This is a genomic window from Micromonospora sp. NPDC018662, assembly GCF_044391475.1.
Classification (GTDB): Bacteria; Actinomycetota; Actinomycetes; order Mycobacteriales; family Micromonosporaceae; genus Micromonospora.
In genome coordinates, this window is sequence record NZ_JBISAC010000003.1 from 609030 (window position 1) to 630932 (window position 21903).

21 protein-coding genes are annotated in these 21903 nt (G+C 72.7%); 14 read left to right on the plus strand and 7 right to left on the minus strand.

Annotated elements, in window-relative coordinates:
• Positions 1-160 precede the first annotated feature (160 nt).
• Positions 161-391 (minus strand): DUF2188 domain-containing protein, encoded by a 231-nt coding sequence (locus ACH495_RS12300; RefSeq protein WP_107157330.1) that lies wholly within the window; start codon positions 389-391, stop codon positions 161-163.
• Positions 392-924: 533 nt separating this feature from the next.
• Between ACH495_RS12300 and ACH495_RS12305 the strand changes: the two genes are divergently transcribed.
• The gene (locus ACH495_RS12305; RefSeq protein WP_396857783.1) at positions 925-1977 is read left to right on the plus strand and encodes a S1 family peptidase; all 1053 of its coding nucleotides are present in this window, start codon (positions 925-927) and stop codon (positions 1975-1977) included.
• 152 nt (positions 1978-2129) lie between these two features.
• On the plus strand, positions 2130-2786 hold the full coding sequence (locus tag ACH495_RS12310; protein WP_396857784.1) for a class I SAM-dependent methyltransferase: 657 nt from the start codon (positions 2130-2132) through the stop codon (positions 2784-2786).
• On the opposite strand, the gene ACH495_RS12315 is transcribed toward ACH495_RS12310, so the two are convergent.
• Positions 2738-3058, minus strand: coding sequence for an MFS transporter (locus tag ACH495_RS12315; protein ID WP_396857785.1), 321 nt, complete (start codon positions 3056-3058; stop codon positions 2738-2740). The two genes, ACH495_RS12310 and ACH495_RS12315, sit on opposite strands and share 49 nt — an antisense overlap.
• A 27-nt stretch (positions 3059-3085) precedes the next feature.
• A complete protein-coding gene (locus ACH495_RS12320; protein WP_396857786.1) occupies positions 3086-3976 on the minus strand; it encodes an MFS transporter in 891 nt (296 codons plus the stop codon).
• An 88-nt stretch (positions 3977-4064) separates the two neighbouring features.
• Between ACH495_RS12320 and ACH495_RS12325 the strand changes: the two genes are divergently transcribed.
• Together ACH495_RS12325 and ACH495_RS12330 are read left to right on the plus strand one after the other, a co-directional pair.
• Positions 4065-5363: a DUF1800 family protein gene (locus ACH495_RS12325; protein WP_396857787.1), complete on the plus strand. Its 1299-nt coding sequence runs from the start codon at positions 4065-4067 to the stop codon at positions 5361-5363.
• A gap of 12 nt (positions 5364-5375) precedes the next feature.
• Positions 5376-6617 carry a DUF1501 domain-containing protein gene (locus tag ACH495_RS12330; protein ID WP_396857788.1) on the plus strand — a complete coding sequence of 414 codons (1242 nt, stop codon included), beginning with the start codon at positions 5376-5378 and terminating at the stop codon, positions 6615-6617.
• 15 nt (positions 6618-6632) lie between these two features.
• On the opposite strand, the gene ACH495_RS12335 is transcribed toward ACH495_RS12330, so the two are convergent.
• Positions 6633-8207: an FMN-binding glutamate synthase family protein gene (locus ACH495_RS12335; RefSeq protein WP_396857789.1), complete on the minus strand. Its 1575-nt coding sequence runs from the start codon at positions 8205-8207 to the stop codon at positions 6633-6635.
• Between the two features lie 152 nt (positions 8208-8359).
• Here ACH495_RS12335 and ACH495_RS12340 point away from each other — a divergent pair, with 152 nt between their 5' ends.
• From ACH495_RS12340 to ACH495_RS12355, 4 genes are all read left to right on the plus strand, one after another.
• Complete coding sequence (locus tag ACH495_RS12340; RefSeq protein WP_396858046.1) at positions 8360-8854, plus strand: RNA polymerase sigma factor; 495 nt, start codon at positions 8360-8362, stop codon at positions 8852-8854.
• Positions 8847-9557, plus strand: a complete 711-nt coding sequence (locus ACH495_RS12345) for a hypothetical protein (protein WP_396857790.1) — start codon at positions 8847-8849, stop codon at positions 9555-9557. Before ACH495_RS12340 ends, ACH495_RS12345 begins: the two co-directional genes overlap by 8 nt.
• A 94-nt stretch (positions 9558-9651) precedes the next feature.
• Positions 9652-10149 (plus strand): hypothetical protein, encoded by a 498-nt coding sequence (locus ACH495_RS12350; protein WP_396857791.1) that lies wholly within the window; start codon positions 9652-9654, stop codon positions 10147-10149.
• Between the two features lie 37 nt (positions 10150-10186).
• Positions 10187-10747, plus strand: a complete 561-nt coding sequence (locus ACH495_RS12355) for a DUF5872 domain-containing protein (RefSeq protein WP_396857792.1) — start codon at positions 10187-10189, stop codon at positions 10745-10747.
• Between the two features lie 7 nt (positions 10748-10754).
• Here ACH495_RS12355 and ACH495_RS12360 read toward each other — a convergent pair whose 3' ends face one another.
• Complete coding sequence (locus ACH495_RS12360; protein ID WP_396857793.1) at positions 10755-11948, minus strand: endo-1,4-beta-xylanase; 1194 nt, start codon at positions 11946-11948, stop codon at positions 10755-10757.
• Positions 11949-12115: 167 nt separating this feature from the next.
• Between ACH495_RS12360 and ACH495_RS12365 the strand changes: the two genes are divergently transcribed.
• Positions 12116-13597, plus strand: a complete 1482-nt coding sequence (locus tag ACH495_RS12365; protein WP_396857794.1) for an RICIN domain-containing protein — start codon at positions 12116-12118, stop codon at positions 13595-13597.
• A gap of 35 nt (positions 13598-13632) precedes the next feature.
• Here the strand turns inward: ACH495_RS12365 and ACH495_RS12370 are convergent, their stop codons facing one another.
• Entirely contained in the window at positions 13633-14547 is a 915-nt protein-coding gene (locus tag ACH495_RS12370) for an alpha/beta hydrolase (protein ID WP_396857795.1), read from the minus strand.
• 106 nt (positions 14548-14653) lie between these two features.
• Here ACH495_RS12370 and ACH495_RS12375 point away from each other — a divergent pair, with 106 nt between their 5' ends.
• Positions 14654-15067 (plus strand): MarR family winged helix-turn-helix transcriptional regulator, encoded by a 414-nt coding sequence (locus ACH495_RS12375; RefSeq protein WP_396857796.1) that lies wholly within the window; start codon positions 14654-14656, stop codon positions 15065-15067.
• Between the two features lie 38 nt (positions 15068-15105).
• Here the strand turns inward: ACH495_RS12375 and ACH495_RS12380 are convergent, their stop codons facing one another.
• On the minus strand, positions 15106-16110 hold the full coding sequence (locus ACH495_RS12380) for a LacI family DNA-binding transcriptional regulator (RefSeq protein ID WP_396857797.1): 1005 nt from the start codon (positions 16108-16110) through the stop codon (positions 15106-15108).
• A gap of 134 nt (positions 16111-16244) precedes the next feature.
• Here ACH495_RS12380 and ACH495_RS12385 point away from each other — a divergent pair, with 134 nt between their 5' ends.
• Genes ACH495_RS12385 through ACH495_RS12400 form a run of 4 tightly spaced genes read left to right on the plus strand, consistent with a single transcriptional unit; the run spans position 16245 to position 21765 of the window.
• Complete coding sequence (locus ACH495_RS12385) at positions 16245-17558, plus strand: ABC transporter substrate-binding protein (RefSeq protein ID WP_396857798.1); 1314 nt, start codon at positions 16245-16247, stop codon at positions 17556-17558.
• Positions 17555-18553 (plus strand): carbohydrate ABC transporter permease, encoded by a 999-nt coding sequence (locus ACH495_RS12390; protein ID WP_396857799.1) that lies wholly within the window; start codon positions 17555-17557, stop codon positions 18551-18553. The genes ACH495_RS12385 and ACH495_RS12390 overlap by 4 nt, the downstream gene beginning before the upstream one ends.
• Positions 18550-19416 (plus strand): carbohydrate ABC transporter permease, encoded by an 867-nt coding sequence (locus ACH495_RS12395; RefSeq protein WP_396858047.1) that lies wholly within the window; start codon positions 18550-18552, stop codon positions 19414-19416. The genes ACH495_RS12390 and ACH495_RS12395 overlap by 4 nt, the downstream gene beginning before the upstream one ends.
• A 39-nt stretch (positions 19417-19455) precedes the next feature.
• Positions 19456-21765, plus strand: coding sequence for a glycoside hydrolase family 3 N-terminal domain-containing protein (locus ACH495_RS12400; RefSeq protein ID WP_396857800.1), 2310 nt, complete (start codon positions 19456-19458; stop codon positions 21763-21765).
• Positions 21766-21903: the final 138 nt, after the last annotated feature.

The following is a 21903-nucleotide window of genomic DNA, read 5'->3' on the forward strand; positions in this document are numbered from 1 at the left end:
GCCTCACCTTTCCGTCTGTCAGCGGGCGGCGCCATGTCGTAATCGCCGAACCCTGAGCGGCGACCGTTGTAGGAACCACACAAAACTTTTTATGCCAATACGCCCTACGGCGCCGGACCCCAGCGGGTCCGGCGCCGTCCGGCGGTCGGGAGTGAGCGGCTCAGCCCGGGATCTCGCGGGGGTCGCGGCTACGCGGGTACGTGTTCTTCTCGCCGATCGTGCCGTCCTGCTTCTTGATCACGTGCTCGGTGCCGCGCTCGGCCGCCATCTCCCGGCCGGCGGCCTCCGCCTCGGCCTTCGTGTCGTGTCGGCTGCTGGCGCGCTCGTTGCCCTCCGGGCGGTTCTTCCACTGCCCGTCCTGCTGGTAGGTGTCGATGTCACCGGTCGCCATGTCGTCAGCTCCCCTCACTCCGTGGTCGATGACTCATGTCTGCCCCCACCCCGCTAACCCTCCCGCCCCCTCCTCCCACCCCTCCCACCCCTCCCACCCCACCCCCGGCCCGCGCGCTGATTCACGGAAAGAGTGGCCATCCCGGCGGCTATGGGCACTCTTTCCGTGAATCAGGCGTCCGGGGGGTGGGGGCGGGCGGGGCGGGTGGGTGGGTGGGTGGGTGATTTTTCGATGTCGATCTCGTCCCGGCATCTGGTCGGGGGGTCGGGGCGGGGTCGGGTGGGGCCGCGCCCGGATCGCGTTACTGACCAGTAAGGACGCGCGTGAATGCCGCCAACCGCCCGAGTCGCCGCCGATCGGTCCTACCCGACCCGAGTGCTGAGATCGGGGCTAGTCGCCGCAACCGGAACTCTTGCCATCTATGACGAACATGTGACAACTTCGATGAAGCCCGATCGGCCGAGCCTCACCGGCCGAACGGCTGCCCGGGGCTGCCGAAAGGCCGCCCGTGCTCAGCTCCAGGAGGTATCCACATGCGACTCTCCGGGTCATCACGGCGTTCCGCCACCGCCCTCACGGTGGCCGGCGCGCTGGTCGTCGGCTCCCTGGCCGGCGCACCCGCCCACGCCGCACCCGAGACGTCCGCCACCCCCGAGAAGGCCACCGCGCTCGCCGCCGCACTCGGCGACCGCTCCGCCGGGACGTACGCCGACGCCGCCGGCGCCATGGTCGTCACGGTGACCGACGCCGCCGCCGCCCAGAAGGTCCGCGCGGCCGGCGCCACCCCCAGGCTCGTCACCCGGGGCGCGGACGACCTCGCCCGCGCCACCTCGGCGCTCGACAGGTCCGCCCGCATCCCCGGCACCGCCTGGTGGGCCGACCCGGCGACCAACCAGGTCGTCGTCTCGGTCGACAGCACCGTCACCGGCGCGAAGCTGGACCGGGTCAGGGCCGTCGCGAAGCAGCTCGACGGCACGATCCGGATCGAACGCGAGGCCGGCACGCTCGGCACCCGGACGGCCGGCGGCGAGGCCATCTACGCCCAGGGCGGCGGTCGTTGCTCGCTCGGCTTCAACGTGCGCAGCGGCAGCACCTACTACTTCCTGACCGCCGGGCACTGCACCGCGATCGCCGCCACCTGGTACGCCGACTCCGGGCAGAGCAGCCAGCTCGGCACCGGCGGCACCGGCAGCTTCCCCGGCAACGACTACGGCATCGTGCAGCACACGAACGCCGGCGCGGCCGAGGGCAGCGTCTCGCTCTACAACGGCAGCACGCAGGCCATCACCGGCGCGGCCGACGCGTTCGTCGGGCAGTCGGTGCAGCGTTCCGGCAGCACCACCGGCCTGCACGGCGGCACGGTCGAGGCGCTCGACGCCACGGTGAACTACGCCGAGGGCAGCGTCTCCGGCCTGATCCGCACGAACGTCTGCGCCGAGCCGGGCGACAGCGGCGGCTCGCTGTTCAGCGGCAGCAGCGCGATCGGCCTGACCTCCGGCGGCAACGGTGACTGCTCCTCCGGCGGGACCACCTACTTCCAGCCGGTGACCGAGGCGCTCAGCGTCTACGGCGTGAGCATCGCCTGACCGCATCCGCCCTCGGGAAGGGGTCGCCGGACAACCGGCGGCCCCTTTCCGTTTCTTTTGCCGGAACGGCAAGGATCCTTGCCGCCAGCTCGGCCCGCGCGCACGATGGCGGGGCCGGGCCACCGACGCGCCCGGCGGCGAAGGAGGCAGGCATGACCGGGCACCACCAGCACCACCAGGACCCGCCGGCGGACACCGACCCGGCCCGGTTCTGGGACGAGCGGTACGCGCAGTCGGACCGGATCTGGAGCGGCCGGGTCAACCCGTTGCTCGCCGAGGTGGCCACCGGGCTGCCGCCGGGCACCGTGCTCGACCTGGGCAGCGGGGAAGGCGGCGACGCGGTCTGGCTGGCGGCCCGGGGCTGGCACGTCACCGCCGTGGACATCTCGACGGTGGCGCTGGAGCGACTCGCGGTCGAGGCCGCGCGGGCCGGCGTGGCGGACCGGATCACCACCGCCCGGCACGACGTGACCCGGGACTTCCCGGCCGGCCGCTTCGACCTGGTGTCGGCGCAGTTCTTCCAGTCCCCGCTGGCCCTGCCCCGGGAGCAGGTGCTGCGTCGGGCGGCCGAGGCGGTCGCGCCCGGCGGCCGGCTGCTCGTCGTCGAGCACGGCGCACCGCCGCCGTGGTCCGGGCTCGACGCCGACGACCCGCGGTTCGCCAGCCCGGAGCAGATCCTCGCCGCGGTCGACCTCGAACCGGACGGCTGGGAGATCGAACGGCTGGGCGCGGCACGCCGCACCGCCGCCGGCCCCGACGGTCACCCGGGCGAGCTGGTCGACCACGTGGTCCTGGCCCGCCGTCGCTGACCGCCCGCCCCGGGCCGGGTCAGCGCCAGCACCAGCGTCCCGGCCGCGCACAGCGCCGCGGCCATGACGTACGCCCAGCGGAAGCCGATCTGCGCGGCGAGCCCCAGCAGCGGGCCGGCGAGCATCGCGCCGATCGGGAACGTGTTGGTGAACAGCGTGGTGGCCCGGCCGGGCTGGCCCGGCAGCAGATCCTGCACGTACGAGATGCCGACGCCGGAGACCGCGGCGATGAATAGCGCGTTGACCGGCTGCGCGCCGAGCAGCAGCGGCACGCTCGTCGCCCCGGCGGCGATCGCGTGTTAGACGATGCCGCAGCCGGCGCCGAGCAGGATCAACGGCCGGAGCCGGACCCGTGCGGTGAGCGCGCCCAGCCCCAGCAGGAGCGGGATCTCCAGCGCGGCGCAGAGGCCCAGCACGAGGCCGGCGTCCGCCGGGTCGCCGCGCAGCACCCGGCCGATGAACAGCGGCAGCACCTGCACGCCGAGCGTCAGCGGGCACTGCAACATGGTGAAGGCGGCCACCGTCAGCGCCAACCGCGCCCGCGACGTGCCCGGCGGGCCGGCGGCCTGCTCGTCCGGGGCCGGCCGCGGCGGCACGGGCAGCTCCTCCAGCCGGAACGTGGCGATCAGCGCGGCCAGCGCGTACATGGCGGCGGCCGCGCCGTAGACCAGCCGGAAGCCGCCGACCGAGAGCAGCACCGCGGCCAGCGGCGGCCCGGCCACCCAGGACAGCGAGAAGACGGTACGCATCACGCTGACGCCGAGCGCGGCCCGCGCGGGACTGTCCCGGTCGAGCAGTTGACGGGTGTAGGCGAACGACTGCGGGAACAGCGAGTTGGCCAGCGCCATGACGGTCGCGGTGAGCACGATCAGGACCCAGTAGTCGCGGACGAACGCGATCAGGCCGGCGCCCACCATCCCGGCCAGCGACGCGCCGATCAGCAGCCGACGCCGGATCGGCCACCGGTCCGACAGCCGCCCGACCCGCACGGCCACGACCACCCCGGACAGCGGCGCGACGACAAGGAACGCGGTGACCCGCACCGGATCGGCCCGCACCTCGGTGTCGAGGAACAGCGACAGGAACGGCATCACCACGGAGAAGGAGGTGCCGACGGTCAGGAACAGCAGCGCCAACGGCAGCAGCCGGAGGCGCCCGGCGCGCACCGCCGGCCCGGTGTCCACGACCATGCCGGGCACGGTACGCCCTACCGGTGACAAACCTTGCCCGCACGTGATTCGTACCGTCCTCGAACACCGCGCCGCTAACGTCGACCCCATGACGGAACGGGAGGCGGTGGCGCACCTGCTGCGCCGGGCGACGTTCGGGCCGACCGCCGACGAGGTGGACGACGCCGAGCGCGCCGGGCTGGCCGCCACGCTCGACCGGCTGCTCGACCCCGAGGGCCCGGACCGCGGTGCGGCGGCCACCCCGACGCCCGCGCTCGGCCCCGACCCGGCGGCCGCGCTCGACAAGGACGCCGCCCGTGAGCTGCGCCAGCAGGCCAACCGTGGGCGGCGGGAGCAGGTGACCACGCTGACCGCCTGGTGGCTGGCGCGGATGATCGCCGCCGAGCACCAGGGCGAGGAGAAGCTGCTGTTCTTCTGGCACGGGCACTGGGCCACCAGCGTGCGCAAGGTCCGGTCGGCGCCGCTGATGCTGCGCCAGTTGGAGACCCTGCGCCGCCTGGGCCGTGGGCCGCTGCCGCCGCTGGTCGACGCCATGGTGCGCGATCCGGCGCTCGTCCTCTGGCTCGACGGCCAGCAGAACACCCGGCGGGCGCCGAACGAGAACCTGGCCCGCGAGCTGATGGAACTGTTCACGCTGGGCATCGGCGGCTACGGCGAGGCCGACGTGAAGGAGGGCGCGCGGGCGCTCACCGGCTGGACGGTGGACCGGCGGACCGGCGTCGCCCGGTTCGTGGCGCGGCGGCACGACCCCGGTCCGAAGACGATCCTCGGTAGCCGGGCCGCCTTCGACGCCGGTTCGTACGCGGCGCTGCTCGCCGGCCGCCCGGAGGCCGCCCGGTTCGTCGCCGGTCGGCTGTGGTTCCGCTACGCGGGCACGCAGGTGCCGGCCCCGGCGGACCTCGCCGGGCCGGACACGATCGGTACGCTGCGCCGGATCTTCACCGCGCCGGCGTTCGCGCTGACCCGCGACACGCTGGTCAAGCAACCCGTGGAATGGCTGGTCGGCGCGGCCCGGCAGCTCGGCGTAGCCCCGTCGAGGCTGACCGGGACGGGCCGGAACCGGCTGCTGGCCGGCCTCGACGCCCTGGACCAGGTGCCGTTGCGCCCGCCGAGCGTCGGTGGCTGGCCGGCCGGCACGGCCTGGCTGACCACCTCGTCGTTGCAGGCCCGGATGCGGGTCGCCGACCAGTTGGCCGGCGCGGCCGATCCGGTGGTGCTGGCCCGGCTCGCCGCCGCGCCGCCGGCGGGGCGGCCCGACGCGTTGGCGCGGCTGCTGGTCGTCGACAGGTGGAGCGATCGCACCCGGGCCGCCCTGGCCCCGCTGGCCGGACAACCACGCCGGTTGCTGGTCGCCGGCCTGGTCAGCCCCGAGTACGCGGTCAGTTGAGAGGAACGATCCATGGACGTCCTGACCCGACGACGGTTCCTGGTGGCCAGCGGCGTGGTCGGCGCGACCGCGCTGGCCGGTGGCGCCGCCGCGTACCGCCTGAGCGACCTGCTCGACACCGCCGGCGACCGGGACCCGCAGGCCCGCACGCTGGTCCTGGTCACCCTCTACGGCGGCAACGACGGTCTGAACACGGTCGTGCCGCACGCCGACCCGGCCTATCGGGCCGCGCGGCCCGAGCTGGCGTACTCCGCCGAGGAGGTGCTGCGGCTCGACGACGGCACCGGCCTCAACCCCGCGCTCGGCGGCCTGCACCGGGCGTACGGCGCGGGCCGGCTCGCGGTGGTGCGCGGCGTCGGCTACCCGAAGCCGGACCGCAGCCACTTCCGTTCCATGGACATCTGGCACACCGCCCAACCGGACCGGCCCGGCACCACTGGCTGGCTGGGTCGCTGGCTCGACCGGGCCGGCGCGGACCCCCGCCTCGCGGTGTCGTTCGAGCCCGCCCTGCCGCCGCTGCTGGCCGGCGAACGGGGAGCGGGAGCGTCGGTGCCGGTGACCGAGCGGGAGACGGTGCCCCGGCTCGGCGCCGAGACGCTCGCTGCGCTCGCCGCCGCGACGCCGGACGACTCACCGGCCCGGGCCCGCGCCGCGGCCTGCTTCGCCGACCTGCGCGCGGTCGACGGGATGGTCCGCGAGGTCCGTGCCACGGCGGCCGGGGACGAGACCGAGGACGACGGGGAGACGACGCCGGGCACCGCCACCGGCGGGGCCCGGGCCTCCCTGGACGCCCAGCTCGACCTGGTCGCCCGGTGCGTCGAGGCCGGCGTGGTCACCCGGGTCTTCTCCGTGTCGCTCGGCGGCTTCGACACGCACGCCGACGAGAAGCAGCTCCAGCAGGTGCTGCTCGGGCAGCTCGACGGCGCGTTGAGCCGCTTCACCGACCGGATGTCCCGCACCGAGGCCGGCCGCAAGGTGGTGGTGGCGGTCTACTCGGAGTTCGGCCGCCGGGTCCGGGCCAACGCCTCCGACGGCACCGACCACGGCACCGCCTCGAACGTGCTGCTGCTGGGCGCGCCGGTCACCGGTGGCCTGTACGGCGAGCCGCCCAGCCTCACCGACCTCGACGACGGCGACCTGAAGTTCACCACCGATTTCCGGGACGTCTACGCCACGCTGCTGGAACGGGTGCTGGCCACCGACCCCGGCGCGGTCCTCGCCGGCTGGCGGGGGCGACTCGCCGGCGCGCTCTGACCCGGCGACGCCCGGTCAGCCGACGGCGGTGGCCGACGGCGGCGCGCTGCCGCCGCGGGGTGCCTCAGCCGTCATCAGCCGGACGATCTCCGCCCGGTCGGCGGCCGACGGCAGCCCCCACTCCGGCCGGTAGCCGTACACCTGGTCCAGTCCGGTGGCGGCGATCCGGCCGTCGACGATCTCGACCGAGTCGGTGCCGATCAGGCCGGGATGCTCCACGCCGCACGCCTCGGCGACCTTGACCAGGTCCCGGCGCAGCGTGCGGACGTAGTTGGCGGCCCGCACCGACTTGCGGGCCGGGTCCAGGCCCCGGGCCAGCCAGGCGTTCTGGGTGGCGACACCGGTCGGGCAGGTGTCGGTGTGGCACTTCTGCGCCTGGATGCAGCCGATCGCCAGCATCGCCTCCCGGCCCACGTTGACCATGTCCGCGCCGAGCGCGAACGCGACCACCGCGTTGTCCGGCAGGCCGAGCTTGCCGGCGCCGACGAAGACCACCTGCTCGTGCAGGCCGTGCTCGGCGAACGTCCGGTAGACGCGGGAGAAGCCCTGCTGGAACGGCAGCGACACGGAGTCGCTGAAGATGAGCGGGGCGGCGCCGGTGCCGCCCTCGCCGCCGTCGACGGTCACGAAGTCGACGCCGCGGCCGGTGTCCCGCATCAGCGTGGCCAGCTCCTCCCAGAAGCCCTGGTCGCCGACCGCCGACTTGATGCCGACCGGCAGACCGGTCTCGGCGGCCAGCAGCTCCACCCAGTCCAGCAGGCTGTCGCAGTCGGAGAACTCGGCGTGCCGCGACGGGCTGACGCAGTCCTCGCCCTGCGGAATGCCCCGGGTGGCGGCGATCTCGGCGGAGACCTTCGCCGCCGGCAGCAGGCCGCCCAGGCTGGGCTTGGCGCCCTGGCTGAGCTTGATCTCCAACGCCCGCACCGGCGCGTCCGCCACCAGCTCCTTGAGCCGGTCCAGGCTGAACCGGCCCCGCTCGTCACGGCAGCCGAAGTATGCGGTGCCGAGCTGGAAGACCAGCTCCCCGCCCTTGCGGTGGTAGGGCGACAGGCCGCCCTCGCCGGTGTTCTGCAGGCAGCCGGCCAACGCGGCGCCCCGGTTCAGCGCCTCGATCGCGTTGCCGGAGAGCGAGCCGAAGCTCATCCCGGAGATGTTGACCACCGACTCCGGCCGGAACGCCCGCGCCCGCCCACGTGCCGCGCCCAGCACCTTGGCGCACGGCAGCGCCACGTCGTGCCCGGCGCCCGGCGCGGACGGCGGCACGGCCCGCCCGAACGTGCGGTGCTTGATGATCGGATAGCCGCGGGTGTGCTCGATGTCGTTGTCGGTGCCGAAGCCGAAGTAGTTGTTCTCCTGCTTCGCCGAGGCGTACACCCAGCGCCGCTGGTCACGGGTGAACGGCCGCTCCTCGTCGTTGCCGGCCACGACGTACTGGCGCAGCTCGGGCCCGATCGACTCGATCAGGTAGCGGGCGCGGCCGAGGACGGGGAAGTTGCGCCGCAGCGCGTGGTCGCGTTGCAGCAGGTCCCGGGCGGCCATGGCGGCGACGGCGGCGACGGCGGCGGGTACGGCTCTTCTGGCCCAGCTCATCCCGCCACTCTTTCCGCCCGGGCCGCCGATCAAACTCGGCGGAACCCGGCCGGCGCGGGCGGTGTCGGAGAAGTGGACCGACGGAGGTTGCCCTGGACGACGAGGAGATCGTCACCCGCGTACGCGCCGGTGACCGGGAGGCGTACGACCTCCTGGTCGCCCGGCACACCGCGTCCGCGTACCGGACGGCGGTGCTGCTCGGCGCCGGGTCGGACGCGGAGGACGTCATTCAGGAGGCGTTCGTGAAGGCGTACCGGAAGCTGTCCCGCTACCGGGGGGAGGCGTCGTTCCGGTCCTGGCTGCTCGCCATCGTGGCCAACGAGAGCCGGAACCTGCACCGCTCCCGCGGCCGGCGGGACGGGCTGGCGCTGCGGGCCGCGGCCGCCGACCCGGCGCCCGAGGAGACCGCCGGCGACGGGCTCGACGCGGTTCTCGCCGCCGAACGCCGGGCCACGCTGGTCGGGGCGCTGCGCCGGTTGCCGGCCCGGGACCGCGAGGTGATCGCCTGCCGCTACCTGCTCGACCTCACCGAGGACGAGACCGGCACCGTGCTGGGGCTGCCCCGGGGCACCGTGAAGTCGCGGACCCACCGTGCCCTGGCCAAACTGCGCGGCCTGCTCGACCGCGAGGAGGTGCGCCGTGGATGACCTGGAACGGGAGCTGCGTGAGCTGACCGCCTGGCTGGAGCCGGCCGCGCCGCCGGACGTGACCGCCCAGGTCCGCGACCGTCTCGCCGCGCCGCCACGGCGGTGGCGGTACTGGCTGGCCGTGGCGCTCTCGGCCCTGCTCGTCGCGGCGCTGCCGCCGGGCCGGGCCGCCCTGGCCGACGTGGTGACCGGGCTGCTGCGGTTCTCCGGCGTCGTCATCGACACCTCGCCCCTGCCCGCGCCGCCCACCGGCACCCCGTCGCCGTTGCCGGCGCAGCGTCCGGTCGCGCTCGCCGAGGCCCAGCGGCAGGTCCGCTTCCCGATCCGGGTGCCGGCCCGGCTCGGCGCCCCCGAGCGGGTGCTGGTCGCCGACCCGGACGGCGCCGGTGCGCACCGGGTCGCCAGCCTGCTCTACCGTGGCGGCACGCTGCGGCTGGACGCGTTCGACGGCACCCTCGACACCGTGTTCCACAAGCAGACGGCCGGCGCCGACGTGACGTTCACGCAGGTGCACGGCGACTTCGCGATCTGGGTCGGCGGCCCGCACGCGCTCGCGTACATCGATCGGCGGGGGAGCGTGCGGGTGGCCACCGCGAGGCTGAGCGCGGCGACGCTGATCTGGCAGGCCGGCGGCGTGAGCTACCGGCTGGAGGGCGACCTGACCCAGGGCGAGGCGCTCGACGTCGCGGGTTCGCTGGAGTGAGCCGGGAACCCGCCGGGCGCGGGCGGTGTCCTGCTGGTGAGCGTACGTCGTCGATCGGGGGTGTCGGATGTCCCGTCCGGGCAGGGTCCTGTTGGTGCCGGTGCTGTTGCTGGCCGGCTGCACGAGCGCGGGCCGGCCGGCCCCGCCGACGCCGGGCGCCGGACCGGCCGGTACGACCACCGCGGCGCCCGCCGCGACGGGTTGCCGCGCGGCGGTGGCGACCGGCCGGTTGCCGGACTGGGCGGACGCCGGGTTCAGCGGCGACACGCGGATGCCGCACGTCCTCGGCGACCGGGGGGAGATCGTGGCGATCCTGTTCGGGCACCCGCTGACGTACGCCCGGGCCGAGGGACCGACCAACAAGATCCTCTGGGTGGGGCGTCCGACATCCGGCTCGCCCGACCCGACCGCGTCGACCACGCTGGTGATCACCGCGACGCTGGACGGTGTCGGCACCCCGGTCACCCGGGAGGTGGCCGGCGGCCCCGGTCCGTCCACCGTCGACCTGCCGGCGGCCGGCTGCTGGCACCTGCGGCTGGCCTGGTCCGGCCGGTCCGACACGATGGACCTCGTCTACCGGGCCGCCTCCTGAGGGGCATGGCCCCGCCCGCTCCGGGTAACGCCGGGTCATGGCGAAGTACACGAAGCCGGAGCTCCGGGAACGGCTGAAGGAGGAGATCAAGGCCTCCGACAAGGGTGGCCGGCCGGGGCAGTGGTCGGCCCGCAAGTCGCAGTTGCTGACCAACGAGTACAAGAAGCGCGGCGGGGGCTTCGAGGGCCCGAAGGACGCACGCCAGCGGTCCCTGCAACGCTGGGGCGGTGAGCAGTGGCAGACCCGGGAGGGCGACACGCGCGCGCGACACAACGGTGAAACCGAGCGTTACCTGCCCAGACAGGCATGGGAGGAGCTGTCCGAGCAGGAACGGCGGGAGACCGACCGCCGCAAGCGGCGCGCCTCCCGCACCGGCCGGCAGTACGTCCCGAACACCGGCCCGGCCAAGCGGGCCCGCCGGGACGCGACCGCGGCCGAGCAGGTGAACGAGCTGCCGGTGGCGGAGGCGGTGAAGCTGGTGCGGGACCTCGACACCCGCCAGCTCGACGCGGCGCTGCGCCGGGAGCGCGGTGGCAAGGCCCGCAGGACGCTGATCGGACGGTTGGAGTCGGAGCTCCGCCGCCGCCGGGCGGCGTGAGACCGGCCTAGCGGCGCGGCTGCTGCGGGACGCGGGGCAGCACGAACGGCGGCCCGGCGAAGATCAGGTCCGCCTTCAGCTCCTGGTACGCCCGCTTCGGCCGGTAGTTCTCGTCGTACACGGTGGCCAGGCCCTCCGGCGGGTCGGAGAACGCGCCCGGCACCCAGGAGTGCTTGTCGGTGAAGCCCCAGAGCGTGAACGACAGGCAGTGCCGCTCGGCCAGGCAGGCGCGCAGCAGCGTGCTGAAGTTCGCCGCGGACGCCTGCAACCGGGGGTTGATCTCGGCGGAGTCGCCCGCCTGGACCCCCGCGGTCAGCTGGCTGCGCACGTCCACCTCGGTGAACGCGGTCGCCAGGCCCAGGCCGGCGAACTTCCGCAGCGCGGCGGCGACCTGGAGCGTGTCGTAGTTGCCGTACTGGGTGCCCAGGTGGCCCTGGCTGCCGACGCCGTCGATCGGCACGCCCCGGGCGCGCAGGTCCCGGGCCATGTCGTAGACGAACTGGGTCTTGTCGTCGGCCGGGTTGCCGGAGCCGAAGGCCTCGATGTTGTAGTCGTTGTAGAACAGCAGCGCGTCCGGGTCGGCGGCACGGGCCCAGCGGAACGCGTCCGCGATGTAGCCGGGGCCGAGGTGTTCGGCCCAGAAGCCCTTGTAGTGCAGCGTGGACGGGGTGTCCCAGGGGTCGCTGACCGCCTCGTTGACCACGTCCCACTGCCAGATCCGGCCCTTGAAGTGGCGGACCACGGCGGTGATGTGGTCGCGCAGGATGCGGCGCAGCTCGGCGGTGTCGATGGAGCCGTCCTCGACGCCGCTGGTCAGCCACGCCGGCAGTTGGTTGTGCCAGACCAGCACGTGACCGCGGACCCGCTGGTGGTGCTGGCGGGCGAACGCGACCAGCTCGTCGGCCGGACCCCAGTCGTAGGTGCCCCGGGTGGGTTCCAGGCTCTCCCACTTCATCACGTTCTCGGCGGTGACGGTGGAGAACTCGGACCCGACGAGCTCCCGGTAGCGCGGCTCGGCGGCGTTGTCGAGGGTGGCCATGTCGACAGCGGTGCCCACGTACAGGCCGTGGCGCTTGGCCAGGTCGCGCAGGCTCTGCGCGGTGGGGTCGTAGGGGCGCCCGGCGGTGGCGGGCACGACGTTGAGGGCGGCGGCGGTCGCCACGGCGACCAGGCCGGCGGCGATCCAGCGGCTCGGCTTCACAGGTGTCCTTCCGGCAGCGGGCGAAACTTCCGGGAACTTTTCCGAAACTCGGCCGGAACATTACGGCGATCGATGTGGCGTCGTCAATCGTCCCGGCGCCTGACCTCTTGACGCCCGTCGGTGTTAACGTACACATTGATGGTTGTCTGTTTAGGGAGGTTGTGGGCATGGACGGGGTGAGGCGTAGTCGGTTGCTGATCGCGCTGCTGGGCGCGCTGACCGCGCTAGTGGGTGGTGTGGCGGTCGCCCCCACGCCGGCCGCCGCCGCCACCGACCAGTTCCGCGGCATGAACTGGGCGGTGCTGGGCGACAACTTCAGCACCGGCCCGCTCGTCGTGCAGGGGCTGAGCATGTCCGACAGCAACGCCACCGTGCGGGCCAAGGCCAACGCCCTCTACGACGACATGGCGGCCACCATGGGCGTCAACACCGTCCGGCTGCCGATCAACACGCATACGGTGGGGACGGCGTGGTGGGACGCCTACCGGGGCGCCGTCGACGCCGCCACCGCGCGGGGCTTCAAGGTCATCCTGGCCTACTGGGAGGACGGCGCCGCCTCCGGCGGCCGGATCACGAACCTCGCCGCGTGGAACGCGATGTGGTCCACGGTGACCAACACGTACGGGTCGAACCCCAACGTCTACTTCGAGCCGATGAACGAGCCGCACGGCTACAGCTCGGCGGAGTGGCGCGACGTCGCGGCCAACTGGCTCAGCTACCACTACTCGGCGGTGCCCGCCCGGGTGCTGATCGGCGGCACCGGCTTCAGCCAGGACCTGCGCGACGTCTGCAACGATCCCCGCTTCGCCGCGACCTTGTTCTCCTTCCACCACTACGCGTTCTTCTACGAGGCGATGAGCTACGACGCCTTCCGGAGCCACATCCAGACCCGCCTCGGCAACTGCGCCTCCCGCGCGGTGGCCACCGAGTTCGGCGCGCCGATGAACGACGGCCGCGACTACGCCGACGCCGCCAGCACCGACAACTTCGTGCGCCACATCCGCGCCATGGCCCAGGTGATGCGGGACAACCGGATGGGCGGCACCTACTGGCCGGCCCTCGGCGGCAAGCCCGGCAGCATCGGGTACGACTGGTACTCGATGTTCTCGCTCAGCGGCAGCGGCACGAACCTCGACCTGACCGTCCGCAACCCCTCCGGCGCGGACCGGATCCGCTACGGGTGGGGCGACACCGTCGGCGGCGGACCGACCACGCCGCCGCCGTCGAGCGGGACGTCCTACCGGGTCACCGTGCGCCACAGCGGCAAGGCGATGGACGTCCAGGCGCCGAACACCGACAACGGCGCGCGCGTCGGCCAGTACACGTACGGCGGCAACGCGTGGCAGCAGTGGCAGTTCGCCGACGCCGGCGGCGGATACTGGCGCCTCGTCAGCCGGCACAGCGGGAAGTGTCTCGACGTGACCGGCGCCTCGACCGCCGACGGCGCCGAGCTCATCCAGTACACCTGCGGCAGCGGCGCGAACCAGCAGTTCCAGATGGTGGCCAACGGCGGCTGGTTCCAGCTCCGGGCCCGACACAGCGGCAAGTGCGTGGACGTGCCGGCCCTGTCGACCGCGGACGGCGTGGTCCTCAAGCAGTATCCGTGCAACACCGGCGCCAACCAGCAGTGGTCGCGGACACCCGTCTAGTGCGGTGACCGCATGGGTTCGCCGGGTTGGATGCCTTACAGGTTGTTGACGTAGAAGTTGGTGAGCCTTTCGACGGCGGCGTCGACGTATGCCGGCTCGTCGTACATCTCGTAGTGGCCGGCGCCGTCGATCATCATGAGGTCGACCGGGTTGGGGGCCAGTTTCCACAGCTGCATGCCGGTGTCGTAGGAGCCGGTGTTGCCGATGCGTCCGGCGAGGATGACCTGCAGTGGCTGGGTCATGAGCTGATCGGCCAAGTGGAAGGCGTCATAGCCCAGCAGGAGGGAGTCGCTGCGCAGGAGGCGCCGGTTCGTGGAGTGTTCGTTACCGCCGCGCTCGGTGCGGTAGTAGGTGACGGCCTGAGTGGTGTCGATGTCGGTCAGGCCCGCTGCCGTGGCGTCCTCGAGGGTGTCGGGCAGCCAGTTCACGCGGGTCGTCTCGCCGGAGCGGGCCTCCTCGGTCCGTGCGTCCGCGAGGGCGTCGAGTGCTGCGGCCGGACCGTCGGGGGAGAAGCTGCGGAACGCGGCGCCGACGTTGACGGGGACGACCGTGCCGACCGCCTTGATGCGGTGATCCGTGCGGGCGGTGTGCACGGCGTAGCCCCCACCGGCGCAGATGCCGAGGACGCCGATGCGCTGCGGGTCGATGCCGGGGGTCGCGGTGAGCATGTCGATGGCGTAGGAGATGTCCTCACCCCGGCGGTAGGGGTCTTCGAGGTCGCGGGGCTCGCCCTCGCTCTGGCCCTGATGGGCGGGGTCGAGGACGAGCGCGGCGATGCCGCGGGCGGCGAGACGGGAGGCGTAGTTGGCGCCGATCTGCTCCTTCACGCTGCTGCCCGGGGTGGAGAGCACCACGGCGCGCAGCGGTGCGCTGCTGTCGGCGTTGTCGGGCAGGTGGAGGTCCGCGGCGAGGTTGATGGGCCCGCGCGGGATCGTGAGGTGCGTGAGCATGCCTGACTTCCTTCGTGGGATCATGTTCCATAGGAGTCAAGTACAAGACGACGTGTTGTACGAGATGGAACTAGTACGAAACTGTACCACGTGATGGAGGGCCCGCATGTCGGTCGACGGGGCGCAGCTGTGGACGCTGAACCAGCGGCTGCTGGCAGTCGTGATGGATGCCTGCACGGAGGAGCTGACCGAGCTCGGGTTGGAGACGAAGGAGTTCTTCGTCCTGGCCGAGGTGGAGGCATCGCCGTACCCGGCCGAGATCGCGACGGCACTGCTGCTGCCCAAGGCGAGCGTGACGGTCTACGTCCGCAACCTCGTCGCCAAGGGCTTCGTCCGCCGCGAGATCGACGAGGCGGACCTGCGGCGTCACCGGCTCGTCCTGACCGCTGAGGGCACAGAGGCACGGGATCGTGCACTTGCCGCCCTCGCGGCGGAGTACGACCGCAGGTTGGCGAGAGTCACCCCCCAGGACCGCACCGAGCTGCAGCGCATCCTTCAGGAGATGCTCTCGCCCGCATGAGTCCATGATCACGAGCGGTCCGTCTGCCGGTCAGAGCACTAGCCGAGCGGGCGGCAGGAGGCCCGCACCACCAGCTCGGTGGGCAGCCTGATGTGCGCGTCGCGTTCGACGCCGGCGATCAGGTCGATCAGCAGGCGCAGCGACTCCGCGCCCATCCGTTGCAGCGGCTGCCGGATCGTGGTCAGCGGCGGGTCGACGAGCGCCGACTCGGGCACGTTGTCGAAGCCGATCACCGACAGGTCGTCCGGCACCGGGATGCCCATGCTCCGGGCGACGTCCAGCGTGGAGATCGCCGACAGGTCGTTGCCCGCGAAGATCGCGGTCGGCCGGTCGGGGAGCGCGAGCAGTTCCGCCGCCGTGCCGGCCGCGCCCTCGATCCGGAAGCCGCCGACGCGGACGAGTCGCTCGTCCACCGCCACGCCGGCGTCGGCCATGGCCTGGCGGAAGCCGGCCTCCCGCAGGCGCGCCGACTCCAGGTCGGGCCGCCCGCTGATGTGCCCGATCCGGCGGTGGCCGAGCGACAGCAGGTAGTTGGTCGCGAGCACGGCGCCGGCGAAGTTGTCCGAGTCGACGGTGGGCAGGCCGGACGGGCCGGTGTGCGGGTCGACGGCCACGACGTGGAAGCCGTGCTTGGTCTCGACCACGGTCGGCGTCACGATCACCGCCCCGTCGATGAGCGTCCCGGAGAGGCGGGCCAGCGACCGGCGCTCCCACCCGATGGCGGCCCCCTCGCCGTCGCCGCTGGAGTAGGCCAGCAACTGGTAGCCGCTGCCGGCCACCTCGCGGGAGGCGCCCTTGAGCAGCTCGGTGGAGAACGGCTCGAACTCGGCGACCAGGATGCCCAGCACGTTCGTCCGGTGGCTGCGCAGGCTCTGCGCGCCCAGGTCGGCCTCGTACCCGAGGTCGTGGATGACCTGCCGCACGCGCTCGACGGTGGCCTGGGCGACGCCGTACCGTCCATTGACAACCTTGGATACGGTTGCCACCGAGACGCCGGCGGTGCGGGCCACGTCCGACATCTTGACGCGCTGCGGGAAGGTCACGCCGACGATGATAGAGGGCTCGTGGGGTGGCGGCGCGACGGTTCGAAAACGTTATCGATACCGATTGACATCGAGTTACGTGGCTGTAACACTCCCCGTCAGGTAACCCGACTGAGCGGTCGAGGAGACATCTAATGGCGATGAAACGCCGCGCCGGTGCCGTGCTGGCACTGTTGATGACCAGCGCCCTCGTCGCCGCCGGATGCAGCGGCGGTGGCGACGACGACAAGGCGGCTCCGGAGAGCGAGCTGTACCAGAACCCGGTGACGCTGACCTGGTGGCACAACGCCTCCCAGGACGGCCCCGGCAAGACGTACTGGGAGAAGGTCGCCAAGGACTTCTCCACCGCCCACCCGACCGTCAAGATCGAGATCGAGGCGATCGAGACCAACCAGCTCCAGCGCACCCGGCTCCCGGCCGCGCTGCTGAGCAACGACCCGCCGGACATCTTCCAGGCCTGGGGTGGCGGGGAGATGCGCGAGCAGGTGGAGGCCGACTACCTCAAGGACATCACCGACCAGGTCAAGACCGAGGTCGCCGACAGCGGCACCGCCGCCGAGATCTGGCAGGTCAACGGCAAGCAGTACGGCCTGCCGTACCGGATGGGCATCGAGGGCATCTGGTACAACAAGGACATGTTCGCGCGGGCGGGCATCGCGGCGCCGCCGACCACCTTCGAGGAACTCAACGCCGCGGTCGCCAAGCTCAAGGCGATCAACGTCGTGCCGATCGCCCTGGGCGCGGGGGACAAGTGGCCCGCCGCGCACTGGTGGTACAACTTCGCGCTACGCGCCTGCTCGGTCGACACGCTGAAGAAGGCGTCCACCGACCGGAACTTCGACGACCCGTGCTTCGTGAAGGCCGGCCAGGACCTCAAGACCTTCATCGACACCAAGCCGTTCCAGAACAACTTCATCGCCACCCCCGGCCAGAACGACCCGACCAGCGCCAACGGCCTGCTCGCCAACGGCAAGGCCGCGATGGAGCTGATGGGCGACTGGAACCGGGGCACCCTGGACACGGTCGCCACCGACAAGGCGGCGCTCGGCAAGTTCCTCGGCTGGTTCCCGGTGCCGGCGATCTCCGGGTCCGCCGGTGACCCGAAGGCGGCCCTGGGCGGCGGCGACGGGTTCGCCTGCGCCAAGCAGGCCCCGGCGGAGTGCGTCGAGTTCCTCAAGTACCTCGTCAGCCCCGAGGTGCAGAAGGGCTACGCCGCCACCGGCACCGGCCTCCCGGTCGCCAAGGGCGCGGCGGACGGCGTGACCGACCCGGCGCTGAAGTCGATCCTGACGGCCACGTCCGAGGCCACCTACGTGCAGCTCTGGCTGGACACCGCCTACGGCAGCACCGTCGGCAACGCGATGAACGACGCCATCGTCGCCATCTTCGCCGGCAACGGCACGCCGGAGAAGGTCGTCTCCGCCATGAAGGCGGCCGCGAGCAAGTGACCTCCACCGACCAGACCCGGTTCCCCGCCGGCGGCGTCACCGCGCCGCCGGCGGGCTCCCGGCCCGCCGGACGCGCCTACTCCCGTCGGGCCGAGACCCGCCGCAAGTGGTACGAGATCGTCGGCCTCACCACGCCGGCGCTCGTCGTCTACGTGACGTTCGTGCTGGTGCCGATGGGCTTCGCGTTCTACTACAGCCTGTTCCGGTGGCGCGGGGTGGGCCCACCCACCGAGTTCGTCGGCCTCAAGAACTACACCCTCGCGTTCCAGGACCCGATCTTCCTCGACGCGCTGCGCAACAACGCCATCGTGGTGTTCGGTTCGCTGCTGGTCCAGGGCCCGCTCGCGCTCGGCGTCGCGCTGCTGCTCAACCGCCGCTTCCGGGGACGCGGCGCGTTCCGGCTGCTGGCCTTCGTGCCGTACGTGCTCGCCGAGGTCACCGTCGGCATCATGTGGAAGCTGATCCTGACCGGCGACGGCACGGCCGACGAACTGCTGCGGGCGGTGGGCCTGGGCGGCCTGGTGCAGGCGTGGCTCGCCGACCTCGACGTGGTCATCTGGACGCTGCTGTTCGTCCTCACCTGGAAGTACGTCGGCTTCGCCATCATCCTGCTGCTGGCCGGCCTGTCCAACGTGCCGGAGGAGTTGACCGAGGCCGCCGCGATCGACGGCGCGAGCTGGTGGCAGACCCAGCGCCACATCACGCTGCCGCTGCTCGGCCCGACGATCCGGATCTGGATGTTCCTGTCGGTGATCGGCTCGCTCCAGGTCTTCGACGTGGTCTGGGTGACCTCGGTGCCGGCGGTGCGCTCCCTCGGCGCGTCGGCCACCATGGCGACGTACATGGTGGACAACGGCTTCTTCGCCCGGCTGTGGGGCTACGGCAACGCGGTGGCCGTGATCCTGTTCGTCATCTCCTTCGTGGCGGCGCTGCTGTTCCAGCGCTTCCTGCTCCGCCGCGACATCGAGGGCGCCATCACGAGAAGGGCGAACTGACCGTGACCGCGAATTCCGTCCTGCCGCCGGCTGCCGGCCGCCGGCCGATCTCCTGGGGCACGCCGCTCACGTACGCGCTGGCGCTCGCGGTCGCGGCGGTGTCGATCGCCCCGATCGTCTACGTGATCGTCGGCGGCTTCCGCACCACGCCGCAGATCGTCGCCGACCCGGCCGGGCTGCCCGACCCGTGGGTGTGGGACAACTACGCGCGGGTGCTGACCCAGAGCGACTTCTGGCGGCAGGCGTTCAACAGCGCGGTGATCGCACTGGGCACCACGCTCGGCGTGGTGGTGCTGGGTCTCTGCGCCGCGTTCGTGATCGCCCGTTACACGTTCCGCGGCCGGGAGGCGCTCAACACGTTCTTCACGCTGGGCCTGCTCTTCCCGGCCGGCGCGGCGATCCTGCCGCTCTACCTGATGCTGCGGGACCTGAACCTGATCAACTCCTACTACGCGGTGATCCTCCCGCAGGTCGCCTTCTCGCTGCCGATCACGATCGTCATCCTGCGGCCCTTCCTGGCCGCCATCCCCCGGGAGCTGGAGGACGCCGCGGCGATCGACGGCGCGGACCGGCTCGGCTTCCTCTGGCGCATCGTGCTGCCGCTGTCGCGGCCCGCGCTCGTCACCGTCGGGATCCTCGCGTTCGTGGCGAGCTGGAACGCGTTCCTGCTGCCGCTGCTCGTCCTCGGCGACGTCAACCTGCACACCCTGCCGCTGGGGGTGCAGAACTTCTCCAGCCAGTACACCACCGACACCGCGGGCGTCCTCGCCTTCACCTCGCTGGCGATGCTGCCGGCACTGCTCTTCTTCACCCTCGCCGAGAAGCAGATCGTCGGTGGCCTGCAGGGTGCGGTCAAGGGCTGAGCGGCAGCGGTACGCGCACAACCAAGGGAAAGGCACACCATGACAGAGGTCCACGCGGTGGTGGACGGGCCGGCACCGGCCCAGGAGGGCCCGGACGGGCACGCCGGCGAGACCCGGGTCCGCGAGCTGCTCGGTCGGATGACGCTCGACGAGAAGATCGCGCAGCTCGTCGGGTTCTGGGAGAAGGAGGACGGCGAGGCGGTCGCGCCCCTGCAGGGCGAGTTCGCCGCCGCCGCCCGGCTGGAGGACTTCGCCCGGCACGGACTGGGCCACCTCACCCGCGTCTACGGCACCCGCCCGGTCGACGCCGCGGCGCGCGCGGCCTGGCTGTGGCGGTTCCAGCGGAGCCTGGTGACCGGCACCCGGCTGGGCATCCCGGCGATCGTCCACGAGGAGTGCCTCACCGGCCTGTCGGCGTGGAAGGCGGCCACCTTCCCCACGCCACTGGCCTGGGGCGCCGCGTTCGACCCCGACCTGGTCACCGAGATGGCCGCCGCGATCGGGTCCTCGATGCGGGCGCTGGGCATCCACCAGGGTCTCGCCCCGGTGCTCGACGTGATCCGGGACCCGCGCTGGGGCCGGGTCGACGAGTGCATCGCCGAGGACCCGTACCTGGTCGGCACCATCGGCACGTCGTACGTGCGCGGCCTCCAGTCGCAGGGCGTGCACGCGACGTTGAAGCACTTCGCCGGCTACTCCGCGTCGCGTGCCGGCCGCAACTTCGCCCCGGTGCACGCCGGTCCCCGCGAGCTCGCCGACGTGCTGTTCCTGCCGTTCGAGATGGCGATCCTCGACGGTGACGCCCGCAGCGTCATGCACTCCTACGCCGAGATCGACGGCGTGCCGGTGGCCGCCGACCCGACGATGCTGACCGGCGTGCTGCGGGACCGGTGGGGCTTCGACGGCACGGTGGTGGCCGACTACTACGGCGTCGCCTTCCTGAACCTGCTGCACCACGTGGCGGGCGACCACGCGGAGGCGGCCGGGCAGGCCCTCGCGGCGGGTGTCGACGTCGAGCTGCCGACCGGGGACGCCTACCTGACGCTGCGGGAGTCGGTGCGGGCCGGCACGGTCGACGAGGCGCTCGTCGACCGGGCGGTGCTGCGGGTCCTGCGGGAGAAGCAGGACCTCGGGCTGCTCGACGCGACGTTCACCGACGAGCCGCCGGGCGCGGTCGACCTGGACCCGCCGGCGCACCGGGCGACCGCCCGCCGTCTCGCCGAGGAGTCCGTCGTGCTGGTCGCCAACCAGGGCGTCCTGCCGCTGGCGGCGGGCCCGCGGGTGGCGGTCGTCGGCCCGAACGCGGACCGGCAGGGCGCGCTCTTCGGGTGCTACTCCTTCCTCAACCACGTGCTGGTCCAGCACGCCGGCGTGGAGACCGGCATCGAGGTGCCGACGGTCCTCGACGCGGTGCGTGACGAGTTCGGCGCCGAACGGGTCACCTGGGCCGGCGGCTGCGAGGTCGACACCGACGACCGGTCCGGTTTCGCCGAGGCGGTCGCCACGGCGTCCGCGGCCGACGTCGCCGTCCTGGTGGTCGGTGACCACGCCGGCCTCTTCGGGCGCGGCACTGTCGGCGAGGGCTGCGACCGGGACGACCTGGAGTTGCCCGGCGTCCAGCGCGAGCTGGTCGAGGCGGTCCTGGCCACCGGCACCCCGGTCGTGCTGGTGCTGATCACCGGCCGGCCGTACGCGGTCGGCTGGGCGCTGGCCCGTTGCGCGGCCGTGGTGCAGGCGTTCTTCCCCGGTGAGGAGGGCGCCGCCGCGATCGCGGGGGTGCTCTCCGGCCGGGTCAACCCGTCCGGCCGGCTGCCGGTCAGCCTGCCCGGTTCGGCCGGCGCCCAGCCGTACTCCTACCTGCACCCCGCCCTGGGCCAGGGCAACGAGGTCACGAACCTGCCGGCGCTGCCGGTGGCGCCGTTCGGGCACGGCCTGTCGTACACCACGTTCGCGTACACCGACCTCGCCGTGCCGGCCACGACGCCGACCGACGGCGCGCTGCGCGTCACAGTGCGGGTGACCAACGCCGGCGCGGTCGCCGGCGACGAGGTGGTCCAGCTCTACGGTCGTGACCTGGTGGCCTCGGTGACCCGGCCGGTGGCGCAGTTGCTGGGCTACCGGCGGGTACGCCTGGAGCCGGGGCAGTCGGTCACCGTCGCGCTGACGGTGCCCACCACCCGCCTGGCGTTCTCCGACCGCACGCTCACCCGCGTGGTGGAACCCGGTGAGGTCGAGGTGTGGGTCGGTACGAGCGTGCGGCGGGACGCGGCGGCGTCGACCACGCTGACCGGGCCCACGGTGCCGGTCACCAATGCGTCGGCGCGCTGGACGACCACGGAACTGAGCTGACGTCCGGTCCGCCGGTCGTCCACGGGGACGACCGGCGGACCCGGCCCACGGCTCGGCGTCGTCGTGCGCCGGGCGCGTGCACTGCCCGAGGCCCGAGGAGAAGCAGCACCCAGAATGCGATAGACCTCTAGGTCCGTT

Excerpts from the sequence above, each read along its gene's own strand:
- ACH495_RS12300 (WP_107157330.1), bottom strand. The coding sequence starts at position 391 with ATGGCGACCGGTGACATCGACACCTACCAGCAGGACGGGCAGTGGAAG.
- ACH495_RS12305 (WP_396857783.1), top strand. The coding sequence starts at position 925 with ATGCGACTCTCCGGGTCATCACGGCGTTCCGCCACCGCCCTCACGGTG.
- ACH495_RS12310 (WP_396857784.1), top strand. The coding sequence starts at position 2,130 with ATGACCGGGCACCACCAGCACCACCAGGACCCGCCGGCGGACACCGAC.
- ACH495_RS12320 (WP_396857786.1), bottom strand. The coding sequence starts at position 3,976 with ATGGTCGTGGACACCGGGCCGGCGGTGCGCGCCGGGCGCCTCCGGCTG.
- ACH495_RS12325 (WP_396857787.1), top strand. The coding sequence starts at position 4,065 with ATGACGGAACGGGAGGCGGTGGCGCACCTGCTGCGCCGGGCGACGTTC.
- ACH495_RS12330 (WP_396857788.1), top strand. The coding sequence starts at position 5,376 with ATGGACGTCCTGACCCGACGACGGTTCCTGGTGGCCAGCGGCGTGGTC.
- ACH495_RS12335 (WP_396857789.1), bottom strand. The coding sequence starts at position 8,207 with ATGAGCTGGGCCAGAAGAGCCGTACCCGCCGCCGTCGCCGCCGTCGCC.
- ACH495_RS12355 (WP_396857792.1), top strand. The coding sequence starts at position 10,187 with ATGGCGAAGTACACGAAGCCGGAGCTCCGGGAACGGCTGAAGGAGGAG.
- ACH495_RS12365 (WP_396857794.1), top strand. The coding sequence starts at position 12,116 with ATGGACGGGGTGAGGCGTAGTCGGTTGCTGATCGCGCTGCTGGGCGCG.
- ACH495_RS12370 (WP_396857795.1), bottom strand. The coding sequence starts at position 14,547 with ATGCTCACGCACCTCACGATCCCGCGCGGGCCCATCAACCTCGCCGCG.
- ACH495_RS12375 (WP_396857796.1), top strand. The coding sequence starts at position 14,654 with ATGTCGGTCGACGGGGCGCAGCTGTGGACGCTGAACCAGCGGCTGCTG.
- ACH495_RS12385 (WP_396857798.1), top strand. The coding sequence starts at position 16,245 with ATGGCGATGAAACGCCGCGCCGGTGCCGTGCTGGCACTGTTGATGACC.
- ACH495_RS12400 (WP_396857800.1), top strand. The coding sequence starts at position 19,456 with ATGACAGAGGTCCACGCGGTGGTGGACGGGCCGGCACCGGCCCAGGAG.